Below are 17,396 nucleotides of genomic sequence, written 5' to 3'. Positions count from 1 at the left end.
GATGACACGAGAATCATGAAACACACAACCCGCTGGTCGCAGTTCGGTGTACTCATCACCGTCTTTTTCTTCTGGGGTTTCGTCGCTGCAAGCAACGGCATCCTCATTCCGGTGTTCAAGAAAGCGTTCCATCTCAGCCAGGCGCAGAGCATGTACGTGGCGATGGCGTTCTACGTTGCCTACACCGCCGGTTCGCTGATCTACATCGCCATCTCCCGCGCCATCGGCAACGACCTGCTGCATCGGGTGGGCTATCGCAACGGCATCTGCCTTGGCCTGCTGGTGTCGGCACTCGGTGCCCTGCTCTTCTATCCGGCGGCCAATACCGGCTCGTTTGCACTGATGCTGTCCGGCCTGTTCATCGTGGGCCTGGGCTTCTCGCTCCAGCAGATCGCAGCCAATACGCTGGCGGTGATCATGGGTGATCCGGCCACCGGATCGCAGCGCCTGACCATGGCCGGCGGTGTCAACAACCTGGGCGCAACGGTAGGCCCACTGCTGGTGAGCATTGCCATCTTTGGCAGCGTGTCAGCGGGCAACACAGAGGCGAGCATCGAGAGCGTAAAGACCCCATACCTGGTGCTGGGCGCCGCCTTCGTACTGGTCGCCGTACTGCTGCGGTTCTCGAGCGTGCCCAATCATGTCGAGCTGCGCGCCACGGTCCCCGCAGCTGCGACCGGGACGAATCACCAGGCTGATCGCGGATCTGCGCTCTCCTACCCGCAGCTGGCGATGGGCATGATCGCGATCTTCCTCTACGTCGGCGTGGAGGTGTCGACCATCGACAATCTTCCAGCCTACCTTGAGCAACCCCTGAGCAAGGGTGGTCTAGGCCTGGAAACCTCCGTGATCGCCCCGTTCGTGTCGCTGTACTGGGCCAGCCTGATGATCGGTCGCTGGGGAGGGGCCGCCGGAGCCTTCGACGTGCGCGCAGGCGCGCAGAGGCTGCTGATGCTGGTGTTGCCGTTCATTGCATTTGCGATCTACCTTGCCGTCAACGCGATCTCTGGCCACAACTCCGCACAGTTCTTCCACTACGCACCGGTGATCGCCCTGATGATCATCGCCACCCTGGCCAGCAAGGGCAATCCATCGCGCATGCTGCTGTACTTTGCCGTGTGTGGCATCGGGGCGCAGCTGGTCGGCATGTTCACCACCGGGATGACCAGTGTGATCGCCTTCATCAGTGTGGGGCTGTTCTGCAGCACGATGTGGCCCTGCATTTTCACCCTGGCAATCACGGGCCTGGGCCGCCACACCAACCAGGCAAGCAGCCTGCTGATCATGATGATCATGGGCGGCGGCATCGTCAGTTGGGCGCAGGGGGCACTGGCCGACAAGGTCGGCGTGCACTACAGCTTCATCATTGGCGTGCTGTGTTTCTGCTATCTGGCGTTCTACGCGTGGGCGGCCGGCCGTACGCTGCGTCGCCAGGGCGTGGATCTGGAGCGATTGGCCACCGAAGGCGGCCACTGAGCCGCGCCCCTGCCTGCCAGCATGGCGTGCCGGCCGCGTCGGCACGCCATCGCGCCTGCGTTCAATCGTGACGGGCCGGTCCCGTGGATCGCCGGACCTGCAAGGCATAAGCAATATCGACCACGCCACCGCTGCCGAGCTCGCGCACTTCCTTGATCAGCTCCATGGCCGCGCGCCGGCCCATCTCACGGGTGGGCTGGCAGACGGTGGTCAGTGCCGGATAGATCTGGCGGGCGATCGGCGTGTCATCGAAACCGCAGACCGAGATGTCGGATGGCACCGTCAGGCCGTGTTCGAACACCGCACAGATGACGCCTGCCGCCATATCGTCGTTGGCGGCGAAGATGGCGGTCGGCCGATCAGGCCGATCAAGCAGCGCGTTGGCGCCGATGTAGCCGGATTCGTATGAGAACTCGCCTTCCAGGACCAGGCTGGGGTCGTAGCGCAGGCCTGCCCTGCGCAGGCCTTCGCGATAGCCTGCCAGGCGCCACATGCTTGCGCCATGCGCGGCGTGTCCCTTGATATGGGCGATACGGGTATGGCCCAGCGAGGCCAGGTGTGCGATCAGCGCCACCACCGCGCCGATTTCATCCACGACGACGCCCACGTTCCGGTTCTGTTCCTTCGCCGAAATGCTGGAATACGGGATGCCCAGGTCGACCAGGCGTTCCAGCAGGGCGGTGTCGTCTGTCAGCGGCGGCGTCAGCACCACGCCGTCGAGCTGCGACTGCATGATCAATGACTCGACCTTTTCCACGATATCGGCCGCATCGTAGATCAGCGGAGCGAGCATCAGGTTGTAGTGTTGTTCCATGCACGCGTCCAGCACCCCCATCTCGATCTCCATCAGATAGTTCGAGGACGGGTTATCGAAGAGCATCGCAATGAGGTAGGAGCGCCGGCCAGCGAGGACCCGTGCCGAGGGCAAGGGGCGGTAGCGCAGTTTTTCCACCGCCGCCTCCACCCGGGCCCGGGTGCTCTTGGAGACGTTCGGCTCGTTGTTGAGCACCCGCGAGACGGTCTTCATCGAGACCCCGGCCGTTGCCGCGACATCCTCGATCCGCACGCGTCCCGGCCTGCCTGCGAGCACCTGCTCAGCTCCCGGCATCCCCCGCCCTCTGCCCGTCATAGCCTCACCATCTTTACCGGAATCCTGCACCACGGGATGTGGATACAGATGCAACTTTATCCTCAAATCCCATGCCGCTGTGCAGCAAGCATTCGTCCCACGGGCTGGGTATGCTCGGTTTTGACTGACAACGCTGTCAGGTTGCTTTCCGGCCGCCGAGCCGACCCAAGCCACCCTTCCGAGATGATTGTTCCGATGAACATCCGTCATTCCGATCGTGCGAAGCGCAACCCCGTGTTCCGTCCCCACCGCCTGATGCTGGCTGCGGCGCTTGCCATGGCGCTGGTACCTGCGGCCGGTGCGGCCCCTGCCCCGGTGAACGACGCAGGCACCATCACGCCCGCGCACTGGCCCAGGGCAACCTGGCCGCTGGCCGACGATCCGGCCATGGAACGACGCATCGACGCGCTGATCGCATCAATGACGCTGGAAGAAAAGGTCGGCCAGATCGTGCAGGGTGATATCGCCAGCATCACGCCCGATGACGTGCGCAGATATCGATTGGGTTCAATACTGGCAGGCGGCGCATCCGACCCAGGTGGCCGCTACAACGCAAAGCCCGCCGAATGGCTTGCGCTGGCCGACGCGTTCTGGGAAGCCTCGATGGACACGCGCAACGGTGGCAAGGCCATTCCCATCGTCTGGGGCATTGATGCGATGCATGGCCAGAGCAACGTGGTGGGTGCCACTCTGTTCCCGCACAACATCGGCCTGGGCGCAGCGCGCAACCCGGAATTGCTGCGCGAGATCGCAAGGATCACCGCGGCCGAAACCCGCGTGACCGGCATGGAATGGACCTTCGCGCCGACCGTGGCCGTCCCGCAGGACGACCGCTGGGGGCGCACGTACGAGGGCTACTCGGAAGATCCGGCACTGGTGGCCAGCTATGCAGGGGCCTTCGTCGAGGGCCTGCAGGGCAAGGCGGGGGCCGCGGACTTCCTCGACGACCACCACGTGATGACCACGGTCAAGCATTTCCTCGGCGATGGCGGCACGGGCAACGGCAAGGACCAGGGCAACACCACGGTCAACGAGGCCGCATTGCGTGACATCCATGCCGCTGGATACCTGCCGGCGATCAATGCGGGCGCGCAGTCGGTGATGGCGTCGTTCAACAGCTTCCATGGCGAGAAGATGCACGGGCACAAGCCACTGTTGACCGATGTGCTGAAGGGCCGGATGGGTTTCGGCGGCTTCGTGGTCGGTGACTGGAACGGCCATGGCCAGATCAAGGGCTGCAGCAACACCGACTGCGCGAAGACCTACGTCGCCGGCCTGGACATGGCCATGGCACCGGACAGCTGGAAGGGGATGTATGAGAGCACGCTGGCCCACGTGAAGGACGGCACCCTGCCGGAGGCGCGGCTGGACGATGCCGTCCGCCGCATCCTGCGGGTGAAGATGCGCATGGGCCTGTTCGACAAGCCCAAGCCCTCCGAGCGCGCATTGGGCGGCAAGTTCGAGCTGCTCGGGGCGCCGGCGCATCGCCAGGTGGCGCGGCAGGCCGTGCGTGAATCGCTGGTGCTGCTCAAGAACCAGAACCAGCTGCTGCCACTCTCGCCGAAACAGCGGGTATTGGTTGCGGGCGATGGCGCCAACGACATGAGCCGTCAGGCGGGCGGCTGGACGCTCAGCTGGCAGGGCGACGGCACGCGTCGCGAGGACTTCCCGAATGCGGAAACGATCTGGGAAGGTCTGCAGGCACAGGTCAAGTCGGGCGGCGGCCAGGCCGAACTGGCCATCGATGGCCGTTACCGCAATCGCCCCGATGTAGCCATCGTGGTGTTTGGCGAAGATCCCTACGCCGAATTTCAGGGCGACTTGCCCAACCTGATGTTCAAGAACGGCAAGTCCGGAGATTTGGAGCTGATGCGACGCCTGAAGGCAGACGGCATTCCGGTCGTGGGGGTGTTCCTGAGTGGGCGCCCGCTGTGGCTGAACCGCGAAATCAACGCCGCCGATGCCTTCGTGGCTGCGTGGCTGCCGGGCTCGGAAGGTGGGGGCGTGGCCGATGTGCTGCTGCGCGGCGGCGATGGGCGCGTGCAACACGACTTCCGCGGAAAGCTGAGCTACTCCTGGCCACGCCGCGCCAACCAGTACGAGAACAACGTGGGGCAGAAGGACTACGACCCGCAGTTCGCCTTCGGATACGGCCTGACCTATGCCGACAAGGGAAATCTACCTGCGCTTTCCGAGGACCCCGGAATTGATCCGGACGCCGCGGGTAGCGGCACCCTGTTCGAGCGTGGTGTGGCCGGCACCGGCCTGATGCTTCGCCTGACTGCCGCCAATGGCGAATCGACCGATGTCGTGCATCCCAATGCAACCACTGCCGACCAGTCACTGGCGATGGTCGCGATCAACACCGATGTGCAGGAGGGCGCACGCCAGTTCAGTTTCCGGGCGCCGGCCACGGTGGCCTTGCAGGCCAATACTCCGCTGGACTGGTCGCGCGAGACCAACGGCGAGCTCTCCGTGGTAGCGACCGTGCGTGTCGAACAGCTCCCTGCGGCATCCGCAGTGACACTGGGTACCGCCTGCGGGGCGGCGTGTTCTGCCGAGGTTGCGCTGGGCCCTGCGCTGTCGGCAGCGCCGCGGAATGAGTGGCTCAGGTTGGGCGTTCCCCTCAAATGCCTGGCCAAGGCCGGGGCAGACATGAGCCGCTTGAGCGTACCGTTTGCACTGCGCGCCGGAAAGGGCACAACGCTTGCGATCACCTCTGTCGTACTGGGCACCGAGTTCGATCGCAAGGTGGAGTGCGCGACGCAGTAGGCGCCGTGTTGAATGCCTTGGCGCGGCCGTCACGGACCGCGCCGCGCCAGGGCATTCGCTGGGCAGCCGGCACGGTATGATGCTGCAACCCCGGCACTTGCACTGATCGCAGCGGGCGCCTGCACGCCGATCACATACGCCGGGGAACCGGCGGCGGGGTCGATGGACGGCACCGCGCACGCCCTACTCCATGCTCGCTTCCCATTCTTCGCTCATCATCTGGATGGCGGTGGCCGTTGCCACTGTCGGCCTGCTGTTCCGCCCGTTCCGCATCCCGGAGTACGTGTGGGCGCTCGGCGCGGCCGCGTTGCTTCCGCTCAGCGGCACCGTGTCGTTCGGCACCACCTGGCACGCAGTCGCCGAAGGCCGCGACGTCTACCTTTTCCTGGTCGGCATGATGGTGCTGGCCGAGCTCGCCCGCCGCGAAGGGCTGTTCGACTGGCTGGCGCTGTATGCGGTGCGGCATGCGGGCGGCTCGGGGCGGCGCCTGTTCGACCTGGTGTTCCTGGTCGGCACGCTGGTAACGGTGTTTCTTTCCAATGATGCGACAGCCGTGGTGTTGACCCCGGCGGTCTACGCGGCCTGCAAGGCGGCCCGCGCCAATCCCCTGCCCTACCTGTTCGTCTGTGCCTTCATCGCCAATGCGGCCAGCTTCGTGTTGCCCATCTCCAACCCGGCCAACCTGGTGGTCTACGGCCAGCACATGCCACCGCTGCTGCAGTGGCTGGCGCAGTTCGCACTGCCCTCGCTGGCTGCGATCGGTGCGACCTATCTTGTGCTGCGCTGGGTGCACCGGCGCGAGATCGCACAGCCGCTGGTGGCCGCGCCGCAGCATCGCCCGCTGACCGAGGGCGGGCGCCTGAGTGCGCTGGGTGTGCTGTTCACCGGCAGCGTGCTGCTGGTGACCTCTGCACTTGACGGGCCGCTGGGCCTGGCCACGTTCTGCGCCGGTGCCCTGAGCGTGGCGGCGGTGGTGGTTCGCCAGCGCCGCAGCCCGCTACCGCTGCTGCGCCACGTAGCCTGGGGCGTGCTGCCGCTGGTGGCCGGGCTTTTCGTGCTGGTGGAAGCGGTAGCGCAGACCGGCGTCATCCAGACTGCGGCCAGCGCGCTGCAGGCGCTGGCGAAGACGTCACCGCAGCAGGCCAGCTGGCTGGCAGGTGGCGCGGCCGCACTGCTCAGCAACGTGGCCAACAATCTGCCGGTGGGCCTTGCGGCCGGTTCGCTGGGCCAGATGGCTGAACTGCCCGCACAGACCCGTGCCGCGCTGCTGATCGGCGTGGACCTTGGGCCGAACCTGTCGGTGACCGGCTCGTTGGCCACCATGCTGTGGCTGGTGGCGTTGCGTCGCGAAGGCGAGCATGTCAGCGCGCTCGACTTCCTGCGCGTCGGCGCGCTGGTGATGCCGCCTGCACTCATCGCTGCGCTGTTGCTGCTGTGACCAGAATGCAGGCGGCGGCCCGGCTCTAGAAGGCCAACTGCAGCCGGGTATTGAAGGTGGTGCCTTCATCCCTGCCCGCGGCACTGCCGCTGCGGTGGCGGGTCTGCCAACGCACGGCTTCGAACATCACCCGGCTGAAATCGTTGAGGTACCAGTTCGCGCCCAGTGTCCACGCGTGGCCGGTACCGCCACTGGGCAGTTCGGCATAGTCCACGTCCTCATAGCGGCCCTTCAGCTCCCACGCGCCACTGCCGCCGCGCGTCACCGGATCGGCCACCTTCACCTTGCCCCACGTGCCGGCCTTGCCCGAGTAGGACGGCAGCGCGCCCGCCAGGAACCAGCCGGCCGAGATCGCCCACGCCTCGTGGTCGCGACCATAGCGCCCGCTGGCATCGGCCCCGCGCAGGCTTCGCGTACCCCACTCGCCGGTTGCCCACGCCGGGCCGAAGAAGCCGGCCAGTTCCGCACCGTAGGCGGTGCTGCGCTCGGCACCCAGCAGTGTGCCCGGCGCGATCTTGACCAGATCGTTGAAATGCCCTGCGATGGCCGAACTGCGCACCACGCCGCTGGCCCCAGCGGGAATCTTCTCGTGGAAGGCCCATGCGCCCAGATGCACCGTGGCGTCAGCGGTGTCCAGCGGATTCCAGTGGACGCGCGTGGCCCAGGTCTGGCTGTCGTTGTCGGTGCCGGCGTTGTTGAGGTCGTTGCCGGACACCGACAGGCTGGCGTGCCACCCCTTTCCATGCACGCGCTCGGTCAGCCCGACACCAAACAGGCCGCGCTGCGGCAGCATCAACGTGCCGACCACGTTGCGTTCCTGGAACGGCGTGTTGGAGGTGCTGCTGGAGCCATCGATACCGCGATCGTTCAAGCGGTTGCCCATCGTGAGATCGGCCGGCAGGCCGAACAGGGTGTGGTCCAGCGTGGCGTAGACCGACTTCCAGGCCACCGCGTTGTCGGCGAAGTCACCCTCCACCACCCAGCCCAGGGTTCCGTAGCGTCCCTCTGCCCCCAGGCGCACCGAACGGATCTCGGTACCCGAAACATTGCGTTCGGCGACCGCGGAACCGTCAGTACTTGAGGCATCGACGAACAGGCGGCCGCGGGGACGGAACACCGTATTGCCGTCGGCACTGCTGAACTCCGGTGCGCCCTTGGCCCAGGAGACCTTGGGCAGCTTGGACTGTCCCGATTCCAGTGCGGCCACCCGCGTCTCCAGCGCAGGTGCGGGCGGCGTGGGCGTTGCGGCCGCAGTGCCCTGCCCGCCCTCCACGGCGCGGAGGCGAGCTTCCAGTTGCTGGATCTGCAACGCCTGCTGCTGCACCAGGTGTGACAGTTCGGCCTGGCTCAGTGGTGCGGGCGGGGGCGAAGTAGACTGGGCGCCTGCGTGACCGCTGGCCAACAGCAGGCCGAGCGCGACCGACAGCGCTGCCAGCGGCAGCACGGTGGAATGATTCATGGGCTCTCTCTCCGGCCAGCCGGCCCCCTGGCCCGGCGCTGGCCTGTTGCGGTGGTGCGGGGGAAGATCGGGGGAAGAAGTGCGCGCCGCCGGATCGGTCCGGCGGCGCGGCAGGCCGGCTCAGCGCGGCCGGTTCAGCTGGTGGCCTGTGCCTGGGCGTTGGGACGCCAGGTGATCAGCTTGTTCTCGACCACGTCCAGCAGGGCGTCGATGACCAGCACGAAGGCGGCCAGGATGATGATGCCGGCGAACACGCCCACGGCATTGAAGTTGCCCTCGGCCTGCGCGATCAGGTAACCCAGGCCCGCCGAGGCCCCGAGGTACTCACCGATGATCGCGCCGACCACCGCGAAGCCCACCGAGGTGCGCAGCGAGGACAGGATCCAGCTGGCTGCTGCGGGGAAGTAGACATGGCGCAGCAGGTCGCTGCGGCTTGCGCCCAGGATGCGGGCATTGGCCAGCACCACCGGATTCACCTCGCGCACGCCCTGCATGGCATTGAAGAACGTGGTGAAGAACACCAGGGTGACCGCCAGCGCCACCTTCGACCACAAGCCCAGCCCCAGCCACAACACGAAAATCGGCGCCAGCACTACGCGCGGAATTGCGTTGAAGCCTTTGATGAAGGGATCGAGGATGCGCGCCGAGCGTCGGCTCAGGCCCAGCCACACGCCGCCAGCCACACCCAGACCGGTGCCGATGATGTAGCCCAGCGCGGTTTCGGTGAGGGTGATGTAGACGTGCTGGTAGAAGGACGTATCGGACAGCCAGGTCCAGGCCTGCTGCACGATCGCCGTCGGCGAAGGGAAGAAGAACGGATCGATCACGCCCAGCGCGATACCGCCTTCCCAGCCGCCGAAAACGGCGACTACCAGGGCCAGCTGGATGAATTTGTCAGTCTTGGCGTGCATAGCTCTTCTCCACTTCGCCGCGCAGGCAGGCCCAGATGTCGCGGTACAGGTCGGTGAAACGGTCATCCAGCTTGATCTCGGCCACGTTGCGCGGCCGTTCCAGATCCACGTCGAAACTGCGCACGACACGGCTGGCCGGGCCGGAGGACAGCACCACCACGCGATCCCCCAGGGCGATCGCTTCTTCCAGGTCATGGGTGATCAGGATCACCGAGCGCCGGTCCTCCTGCCACAGACGCAGCAGCTCGTTCTGCATCAGGTGCCGGGTGTGGATGTCCAGCGCCGAGAACGGTTCATCCATCAGGATCACCTTCGGCTCGACGATCAGCGCCTGCGCCATCTGCACCCGCTTGCGCTGGCCACCGGACAGCTGGTGCGGGTAGCGGTGCTCGAAACCGGCCAGGCCGACCTTGGCCAACCACGCGTTGGCCTTGGCCTTGCGTTCGGCTTCGGGCACGCCGCGGAAGCGCAGGCCGAGTTCAACATTCTGGTAAGCCGTCTTCCACGGCAGCAGCGCATCCTGCTGGAACAGGTAGCCGACCGACTCCTGCACGCCGCTGACGGCGCGGCCGTCGATGCTGACCTGCCCGGAAGACGGCTTCAGCAGACCCGCCACGGAATTGAGGATGGTGCTCTTGCCGCAGCCGGTCGGGCCGACGATGGCAAGGAACTCGCCGTCACCCACCTGGATGTCGACATCACGCACGGCGGTGAATTCGCCGAAGGACATGGTCACCTTGTTGATGGCGACCATGGTCTGTGCAGGCTCCAGCTGCGGTGCGCCATTGAACTGGCGCACGGTGGCATTGAGGGCCATGGGGTTACCTCCGCTTACGGTTGGGCCGCCGGCGCCGCAGCGTTGGCACGCTCGACGAAGGCATTGGTGTAGGTCCTGGACAGATCGATGTTGGCCTTGGCCACATCCGTGTTGAACTCGCGCAGCACCTTCAGTGGGGTTTCCAGGTCGGCCGGCGTGAAGTGACCGTACCGGGTAAAGATCGCGCGCGCGTTCTCCACCGCGCGGGCATAGGTGGCGCGATCGCCGGAGACGTAGCTGTCCGGCAGCGCGGCAACGATCTCTTCGGCACTGTTGTCGGCGATGAACTTCAATGCCATCTGCTCGGCACGGGCGATCTTCTCGGCCGCTTCGGGGCGCTTGTCCAGGAAGCTCTGGTTGGCATACATCACCGAGGTCGGGTACAGGCCACCATAGACCTGGCGGGCGCCGTCGTCGCTGCGCGCGTCGAGGAGGATCCTGCCGACCTTGCGCTCGGTGATCAGGGTGGCAGCCGGGTCGTAGTTGACCAGCAGGTCGATCTTGCCCTGCTCCAGGGCGGCAACCGCTGCGGCGCCGGAGCCGACGCCGATCAGCGAGATGCTGTCGGCCGGAATATCATGCTGGGCGAGGAAGTGACGGACGAAGAAGTCTGACGAGGAGCCCGGCGCGGTGATCCCGACCTTCTGGCCCTTGATGGTTTCCGGCCGGGCCGGATCGAAGGTGGCATCCTCACGGCCGGCCATCACCAGCCCGGAATTGCGCGAGAGCAGCACGAAGGCGACGACGTCCTTGCCCTTGGCCTGCATCTGGATGGTGTGGTCGTAGAAGCCGACGGCCACATCTGTGGAATTGGCCACCAGCGCCTGCAGTACCTTGGAGCCGCCCTGGGCGAAGTTCTCGGTCTTCACTTCGAGACCGACATCCTTGAAATAGCCCTTGGCGTCGGCGATGAAGAACGGCAGGTTGTTGAGGTTGTAGGAGCCGACGCTGATGCGCACCGGTGCGTTGTCAGCGCTGCCTGTGGTCGCACCTTCGGCGCGGCCGCTGTTGCTGCACCCGGCCGCGGCCAGGCCGGCCGCGCACAGCGCGGCCATCAGGAACTGCTTGTACATCATCCCTCCCAGGAGTGAAGCATCTACGTTGTGGTGGCGGGGCAGGCACGCCTGTGCCGACCCAGCCGGTTTCAGATCATGCCGCTGACGTCCATTGGCGGTCTTGGGTGGTACTGGCCGTGGCGTGCGCGGGCGACGTTGCATATACCCGACCGTCGAACAGTCGGCGTGCGGTGCGCACCACGCTGGCAATCACCGGCGTATCGTCCGAAATGCGACTGAGACTCACCTCCAGGGCCCCGCTCGGATGTTCGAGGGTAATGCTGCCGGGAACGGACAGGCATCCGACCAAAGTGTGGGCCAGCGTGCCCGGCGTGACGGCGGCGGTGGCCAGGCCGACCGCGCCGGTGATGGCCAGTGCGGTGTGGCATTGGTGCGGCATGAAATAGCGCACCTGCAGATCGCCCCCCTGTTGCGGCGCCGACAGCAGCACCGGCTTGGGAATGACCTTGTTGCCGGCGTCGGCGATGCCCATGCGGGCACCTGCCTGGATGCGCAGCGCTTCCAGCCGGCGCATGAACGTCGCGTCCGCGTTCAGTTCGGCGGGCGAAGCATCACCCCGTACGCCCAGGTCCTCGGCACGCACCAGCATTATCGGCATGGCGCAGTCCACCAGGCTGACCGGGACGCCATCGATGGACTCCTGCGCGTGCCCGCTGGGCAGCAGCTTGCCGGTGCGGGCGCCCGCGGCATCAAGGAAAGAGAGCCTGACCGGCGAGGCCGAGCCCGGCGCACCGGCAATGCGCGTATCACCGCGGTAGACCACATTGCCGCCAGGCGTTTCCACCGTCGCGATGATCAGCTTGCCGGTATTGACGTTGTGGATGCGCACCTCGGTCTGCGGATCCTGAGCCTGCACCAGCCCCCGCTCGATGGCATACGGGCCCACCGCCGCCAGCATGTTGCCGCAGTTGGGAGACGTGTCCACGACCTGCTGCTCCACCCTTACCTGGGCGAACAGATAGTCCACGTCGGCATCTGCCCGGCTCGATCGGTCGATGATGGCCACCTTGCTGGTCAGCGCGTTGCCACCACCGATGCCGTCGATCTGCAGCGGATGACCCGACCCCATCACTTCCAACAGCAGGCGATCGCGTTCGGCGGTGTTCGCCGGAAGGTCGCTGGCCAGGAAGAACGGGCCCTTGGAGGTGCCGCCGCGCATGAGTACGCAGGGAATGCTGAGCAGATCGTTGGACATACGTGTGCTAGATTGATGCGTATAGGGGATGAATGACCCCTCTGTGATTCGATACTGGCATGACCCCAATTAATCTGTGAATTGCTGATTTTTGGATGATTGATACCTGATGAGCATCAATTGCGAAATTCTCGATCTACGCGCGTTCCTGCTGGTATCAGAGACGCGCAGCTTTCATCGGGCGGCGGAGATCCTGCATGTCTCCCAGCCGGCACTCAGCCGCCGGATCCAGAAGCTGGAGCAGGCCGTGGGTTCGCCGCTGCTGGAGCGGACCACGCGCAGCGTCAGCACCACTGCCGTCGGTGAGAACCTGCTGCCGCTGGTGCGTCGCATGCTGGAGGAATTCGATGGATCACTGTTCTCACTGCGCGGCCGCGAAGACACCCGCGGCGCTACCGTCACCATCGCGTGCCTGCCGACGGCGGCGTTCTACTTCCTGCCCAGCGTGATGGCGCGTTTCCACGAAGCGCATCCCAACGTCCGCTTCCGGATCCTGGATATCCCGGCGACCGAGGGCCTGCAGGCGGTGGAACGTGGCGAAGTCGAGTTCGGCATCAACTTCATGGGCGCCAACGATCCGAATCTCGATTTCGACGTACTGGCCGAAGACCCGTTCGTGCTGGCCTGCCGACGCGACCACCCGCTGGCCCGCAAGCGCAAGGTGGAGTGGGCCGACCTGGCCGAGCATCAGCTGATCACCGTGCATCGCACCAGCGGCAATCGCACGCTGCTGGACGGCGCCCTGGCGCGCGAGAACCTCAAACTGAGCTGGCACTACGAAGTGACCCACCTGTCGACGTCACTGGGCATGGTCGAGGCCGGCATCGGCGTTTCTGTTCTGCCGAAAATGGCGACGCCGGACGGGGATCATCCCACCCTGGTGACGCGCTCGATAGGCAACCCTGTGGTGTCGCGCACGATCGGGATCGTCCGTCGCCGAGGCGCCCTGCTCTCGCCTACTGCGGAACGCTTTCTTCAGATGTTGATGAGCCAGTGGCGCGGGGAGAGCTGAACATCGTTTGATGGACCGGCGGACCCGAGATCTGGCGGAAAGTGATGGCCGGGCATGGCTCGGCCCTACAGAGGCGCCAGCTCGCGCGCCAGAAACGGCGCCGTCCGGCTGCCCTTGGCACGCGCCACCTGATGCGGCGTTCCCTTCGCCACGATGGTGCCGCCCGCGCCACCTGCGCCCGGGCCGACGTCGATCACCCAGTCGGCCTGCGCGACCGCACGCATGTCATGCTCGATCATGACCACGGTGTTTCCTGCCTCGACCAGCCGCTGCAGCTGTACCAGCAGCCTGTCCGCATCGGAGGCATGCAGGCCGGTGGTGGGTTCGTCCAGCACGTAGAGCGTGCGCCCGCGCTGGCTGCGCTGCAGTTCGGTGGCCAGCTTGATGCGCTGGGCCTCGCCCCCTGAAAGCTCGGTGGCCGGCTGGCCCAGCCGCAGGTAACCCAGGCCGATTTCCTGCAGCAGCTGCAGCGGTCGGGCGATGGGCTCCTCCCCGCTGAAGAACGCATGCGCCTGGTCCACCGTCATCTGCAGGACCTCGGCGATGTTGCGGTCATTCCACAGCACCTTCAGCGTGGCTTCGTTGTAACGCGCGCCGTGGCAGGTGGGGCATGGGGCGTAGACACTGGGCATGAACAGCAGTTCGACGCTCACGAAACCCTCGCCTTCGCAGGTCTCGCATCGGCCCTTGGCCACGTTGAACGAGAAACGGCCCGCATCGAACCGGCGACGACGTGCGGCCGGCGTCGCCGCGAACAGCTTGCGAACGTGATCGAACAGCCCGGTATAGGTGGCCAGGTTGGAGCGTGGCGTGCGGCCGATCGGCTTCTGGTCCACCTGCACCACGCGTTGGATGGCGTCCACATCCCCGGCCAGTTGGCCTCGGGTGGTTTCGATCACCGTCGGCCCGTCGGTCGGCGATGCCTCGGCACCATCGTCCGCGGGTTCGTGCCCCAGATGCAGCAGCATCAGCTCCGGCAGTGCCTGCGCCATCAGGCTGGACTTGCCCGAGCCGGAAATGCCGGTCACTGCCGTCAGCAACCCCAACGGCACCTGGGCGTCCACGCCCTGTAGGTTGTGGCGATGGATGCCCTGCAGTTCCAGCCAATGCCTTGCGCTGCGCTGGCGGCTGGCGGGTGCCGGCACCCGGTCGAACAGATACTGGGCCGTGCGCGAATCCTGCACCTGGCGCAGGCCGTCGGGCTCGCCGCTGTAAAGCACGCGCCCTCCCCGTTCGCCGGCCTCCGGCCCCACGTCCACCAGCCACTGCGCGCGGCGCATCAGCTCCAGATCGTGCTCCACAACGAACACCGAGTTGCCGCCATCACGCAGCCGATCCAGCGCGTCGTACAGCGCCTGGCTGTCGGCCGGGTGCAGGCCAGCCGAAGGCTCGTCGAGCACGTACAGCACACCGAACAGCAGCGAGCTGAGCTGGGTGGCCAGCCGCAGGCGCTGCAGTTCGCCGGCGGACAGCGTTGGCGTGGCGCGGTCCAGCGAGAGATAGCCCAGGCCCAGCTCACGCAGCTGCCGTACACGCGCCATGACCCCAGCCGCCAGTCGCTGTGCAGCCAGCCGCTTCTCTTCCGAAAGGGCCGAAGTCAGGCGGACATCCGGGGCCGCAGCATGGACGGCGCGCCCGCTGGCCGCACGCTGGTTGCGGTCGCGGCGCGTGGCGTTCCTGCTGGTGGGTTCGCCCCGGCTGTGCGCGCTGAAGTCACCTTGCGCGATGGGCTCCAGCAGATCCGCCAATTGATCCAGGGGCAGCCGCATGAACTCGCCGATATCCACGCCCGCGAAGGTGATCGAGAGCGCTTCCGGCTTCAGTCGCTTTCCGTGGCAGGCCGGGCACAGCTTGCCTTCCATGTAGCGGGAAACCCGCTTGCGCATCAACGCGCTCTGGGTATTGGCAAAGGTCTGCAGCACATAGCGGCGCGCGCCGGTATACGTGCCCATGTAACTCGGCTCGAGCTTCCGCTTGAGTGCGGCCCGGGTCTCGGCCGGCGTGAAGCCGGCATAGACCGGCACGGTGGGTGTTTCCTCGGTGAACAGGATCCACTCCCGGTCCTTCTTCGGCAGCTTCTTCCACGGCACGTCGATGTCGTAGCCGAGCGTGACCAGGATGTCGCGCAGGTTCTGGCCATGCCAGGCTGGCGGCCAGGAAGCGATGGCGCGCTCGCGGATGCTCAGCGACGGGTCCGGAACCATCAGCGCTTCGGTCACCTCGTACACATGCCCAAGCCCGTGGCAGGTGCTGCAGGCGCCCTGCGGCGTGTTGGGCGAGAAGTCCTCGGCGTACAGCATCGGCTGGTTGGCCGGGTATGCACCTGCACGCGAATACATCATGCGCACCAGGCTGGACAGCGTGGTGACACTGCCCACCGATGAACGTGCATTGCTCGCGCCGCGCTGCTGCTGCAACGCCACTGCCGGTGGCAGCCCGTCGATGGCGTCCACATCGGGCACGCCGGCCTGGTCGATCAAGCGCCGCGCGTAGGGCGCAACGGATTCAAAGTAGCGCCGCTGTGCCTCGGCGAAGACGGTGCCGAAGGCCAGCGAAGACTTGCCGGAACCGGATACCCCGGAGAACACCACCAGTGCATTGCGCGGGATGGAGACGTCGACATTCTTGAGATTATGCTCTCGCGCACCGCGCACCTCGACGCAACCGCTGGCAGCGGCGGCACATGACGATTCACCAAAGGGGGGCTTGGACATCTTCGCGATCCTGCGGGCAGTGAACGGCGCGCGTCGAAGCGCGCCCAATGGTGCATTCTCGCTGCTGCGGGGTGAAGGTGGGGGATGGCGCGGTCAGGCCATGGGTGATTCCCAACTTTCATAGGCGATACATGCTGCCTGCACTGTTTGCCGCCAGCCTTTCAACGCGGTCGGCCATCGGCAGGCCCTGCGACCATCCTGCCGCCATGGCCAGCGCGTCGCGCATTGGGTCGGATGCCCTGGCGCGCTCGTTGCGGATACGACAGGTTTCAGGGTCGTTGGCGAACAGGCCGCGCGCGAACATGCGGCCCTGCTCTGCCAGCCGGGCAGTCTTGGGGCCGCGGATGGTGGCGAAGCGCAGCAGTACCTCTTCCAGGCAGCCATCGCCCCCGCCAATGCAGCGTGCCAGGTGCCAGGCGTCTTCAAGTGCCTGGCATGCTCCCTGCCCCGATGTTGGCAGCGGCGCATGGGCTGCGTCCCCAATGAGCAGCACGTTTGCGCGGCTCCAGGTGTGCAGCGGCTCAAGGTCGTGCACGGCGACCCGCTGGACGGCGTGCGCCGGCGTGGCCTCGATGAGGCGGTCGACAGGCTCGGGCCATCCTGCAAACAAGCACCTCACTTCGTCGTGCATGCCCGCGGCGGGGGACGCCGCAGGGAGTGGGCGCGCCTGCGCGGCCGCCCAATACACCCGATCTTCGCGGACGGCGACGCAGCCGAAACGATCCCCGGCACCCCAGTAGTCATCGATCCTGATGTCGCTTGCCAGTGCCCTGCCCTGTGCAACCCCGATCCAGTTCACGAAGCCCTGGTAGATCGGCGTGTTGTCCCCCGCGACGAACCTGCGCGCCACCGAATCCATGCGCCCGTCCGCGCCGAGCAGCAGATCCGGGCGGATGCTGTGCCCATTGTTGAACCGCGCCACGGCCTTGCCGCTGGCATCCAGCTCAATTGTTTCGGCGCAATGCCCGAACGCCACCGGGATACGCGCTCGCATCACATGATCCAGCAGAACCGCCTGCAGGTCCCTGCGCAGAATCGTATGGGTCGGGTATCCCATGATCTGGTCTAGCAACGTGATATCCAGGCCACCCAGCGGGTCACCCGCTGCATTCCAGCGGTGCACGGATGTCGGCCGGCCGCCGACTGCACCCATGTCCTCCAGCAGCCCGAATTCCTGCAGTACGAAGCCGGCGTTGGGCCAGAGTGTCACGCCGGCGCCCATGGTTGATGGTGCGGTGCGGCGCTCGTATACGAAGCAGCTGTGCCCTTGCTTGTGGAGGGCAAGGGCCACGCTCAGGCCTGCGATGCCGCCACCCAGGATTCCTACGTCCATTCCAACACGCCTTTTATCAGCCCCGGGTACGCCATTGCGGAACATCCATGGGGCGGGAGTGCAG

The 17,396-nt window shown here is 66.1% G+C and carries 12 protein-coding genes; 4 read left to right on the top strand and 8 right to left on the bottom strand.

Features of this window, described 5'->3' with window-relative positions; translation table 11 throughout:
- Window positions 1-15 precede the first annotated feature (15 nt).
- Window positions 16-1,476 (top strand): MFS transporter, encoded by a 1,461-nt coding sequence (locus QRO91_RS03990; protein WP_049430757.1) that lies wholly within the window; start codon window positions 16-18, stop codon window positions 1,474-1,476.
- 61 nt (window positions 1,477-1,537) lie between these two features.
- On the opposite strand, the gene QRO91_RS03985 is transcribed toward QRO91_RS03990, so the two are convergent.
- Entirely contained in the window at window positions 1,538-2,584 is a 1,047-nt protein-coding gene (locus tag QRO91_RS03985) for a LacI family DNA-binding transcriptional regulator (RefSeq protein WP_049430759.1), read from the bottom strand.
- Between the two features lie 216 nt (window positions 2,585-2,800).
- On the opposite strand from QRO91_RS03985, the gene QRO91_RS03980 reads away from it, so the two are divergent.
- Together QRO91_RS03980 and QRO91_RS03975 are read left to right on the top strand one after the other, a co-directional pair.
- Window positions 2,801-5,377: a glycoside hydrolase family 3 protein gene (locus QRO91_RS03980; protein WP_285310270.1), complete on the top strand. Its 2,577-nt coding sequence runs from the start codon at window positions 2,801-2,803 to the stop codon at window positions 5,375-5,377.
- A 190-nt stretch (window positions 5,378-5,567) separates the two neighbouring features.
- Window positions 5,568-6,815, top strand: a complete 1,248-nt coding sequence (locus QRO91_RS03975; RefSeq protein ID WP_049430762.1) for an arsenic transporter — start codon at window positions 5,568-5,570, stop codon at window positions 6,813-6,815.
- Between the two features lie 25 nt (window positions 6,816-6,840).
- Here the strand turns inward: QRO91_RS03975 and QRO91_RS03970 are convergent, their stop codons facing one another.
- The 5 genes from QRO91_RS03970 to QRO91_RS03950 form a co-directional block, all read right to left on the bottom strand.
- Complete coding sequence (locus QRO91_RS03970; protein ID WP_049430764.1) at window positions 6,841-8,274, bottom strand: OprO/OprP family phosphate-selective porin; 1,434 nt, start codon at window positions 8,272-8,274, stop codon at window positions 6,841-6,843.
- A 134-nt stretch (window positions 8,275-8,408) separates the two neighbouring features.
- Window positions 8,409-9,185: an ABC transporter permease gene (locus QRO91_RS03965; protein ID WP_005409726.1), complete on the bottom strand. Its 777-nt coding sequence runs from the start codon at window positions 9,183-9,185 to the stop codon at window positions 8,409-8,411.
- Window positions 9,169-10,002: an ABC transporter ATP-binding protein gene (locus QRO91_RS03960; RefSeq protein ID WP_014647218.1), complete on the bottom strand. Its 834-nt coding sequence runs from the start codon at window positions 10,000-10,002 to the stop codon at window positions 9,169-9,171. Before QRO91_RS03960 ends, QRO91_RS03965 begins: the two co-directional genes overlap by 17 nt.
- A 14-nt stretch (window positions 10,003-10,016) precedes the next feature.
- Window positions 10,017-11,075 carry an ABC transporter substrate-binding protein gene (locus QRO91_RS03955; protein WP_049430767.1) on the bottom strand — a complete coding sequence of 353 codons (1,059 nt, stop codon included), beginning with the start codon at window positions 11,073-11,075 and terminating at the stop codon, window positions 10,017-10,019.
- A gap of 76 nt (window positions 11,076-11,151) precedes the next feature.
- A complete protein-coding gene (locus QRO91_RS03950; protein WP_285310269.1) occupies window positions 11,152-12,273 on the bottom strand; it encodes a 4-oxalomesaconate tautomerase in 1,122 nt (373 codons plus the stop codon).
- 109 nt (window positions 12,274-12,382) lie between these two features.
- Between QRO91_RS03950 and QRO91_RS03945 the strand changes: the two genes are divergently transcribed.
- Window positions 12,383-13,285, top strand: coding sequence for a LysR family transcriptional regulator (locus QRO91_RS03945; RefSeq protein ID WP_049430770.1), 903 nt, complete (start codon window positions 12,383-12,385; stop codon window positions 13,283-13,285).
- Window positions 13,286-13,350: 65 nt separating this feature from the next.
- Here QRO91_RS03945 and QRO91_RS03940 read toward each other — a convergent pair whose 3' ends face one another.
- Together QRO91_RS03940 and QRO91_RS03935 are read right to left on the bottom strand one after the other, a co-directional pair.
- Window positions 13,351-15,999 carry an excinuclease ABC subunit UvrA gene (locus QRO91_RS03940; RefSeq protein ID WP_197631949.1) on the bottom strand — a complete coding sequence of 883 codons (2,649 nt, stop codon included), beginning with the start codon at window positions 15,997-15,999 and terminating at the stop codon, window positions 13,351-13,353.
- Between the two features lie 118 nt (window positions 16,000-16,117).
- The gene (locus QRO91_RS03935; RefSeq protein WP_049430775.1) at window positions 16,118-17,332 is read right to left on the bottom strand and encodes an FAD-dependent oxidoreductase; all 1,215 of its coding nucleotides are present in this window, start codon (window positions 17,330-17,332) and stop codon (window positions 16,118-16,120) included.
- Between the last annotated feature and the right edge of the window lie 64 nt (window positions 17,333-17,396).

This window comes from Stenotrophomonas maltophilia group sp. Smal32, from assembly GCF_030237085.1.
Lineage (GTDB): Bacteria > Pseudomonadota > Gammaproteobacteria > Xanthomonadales > Xanthomonadaceae > Stenotrophomonas > Stenotrophomonas maltophilia_Q.
Note: the sequence above shows the minus strand (reverse complement) of the source record. Positions and strands in the feature narration are given on the sequence as shown.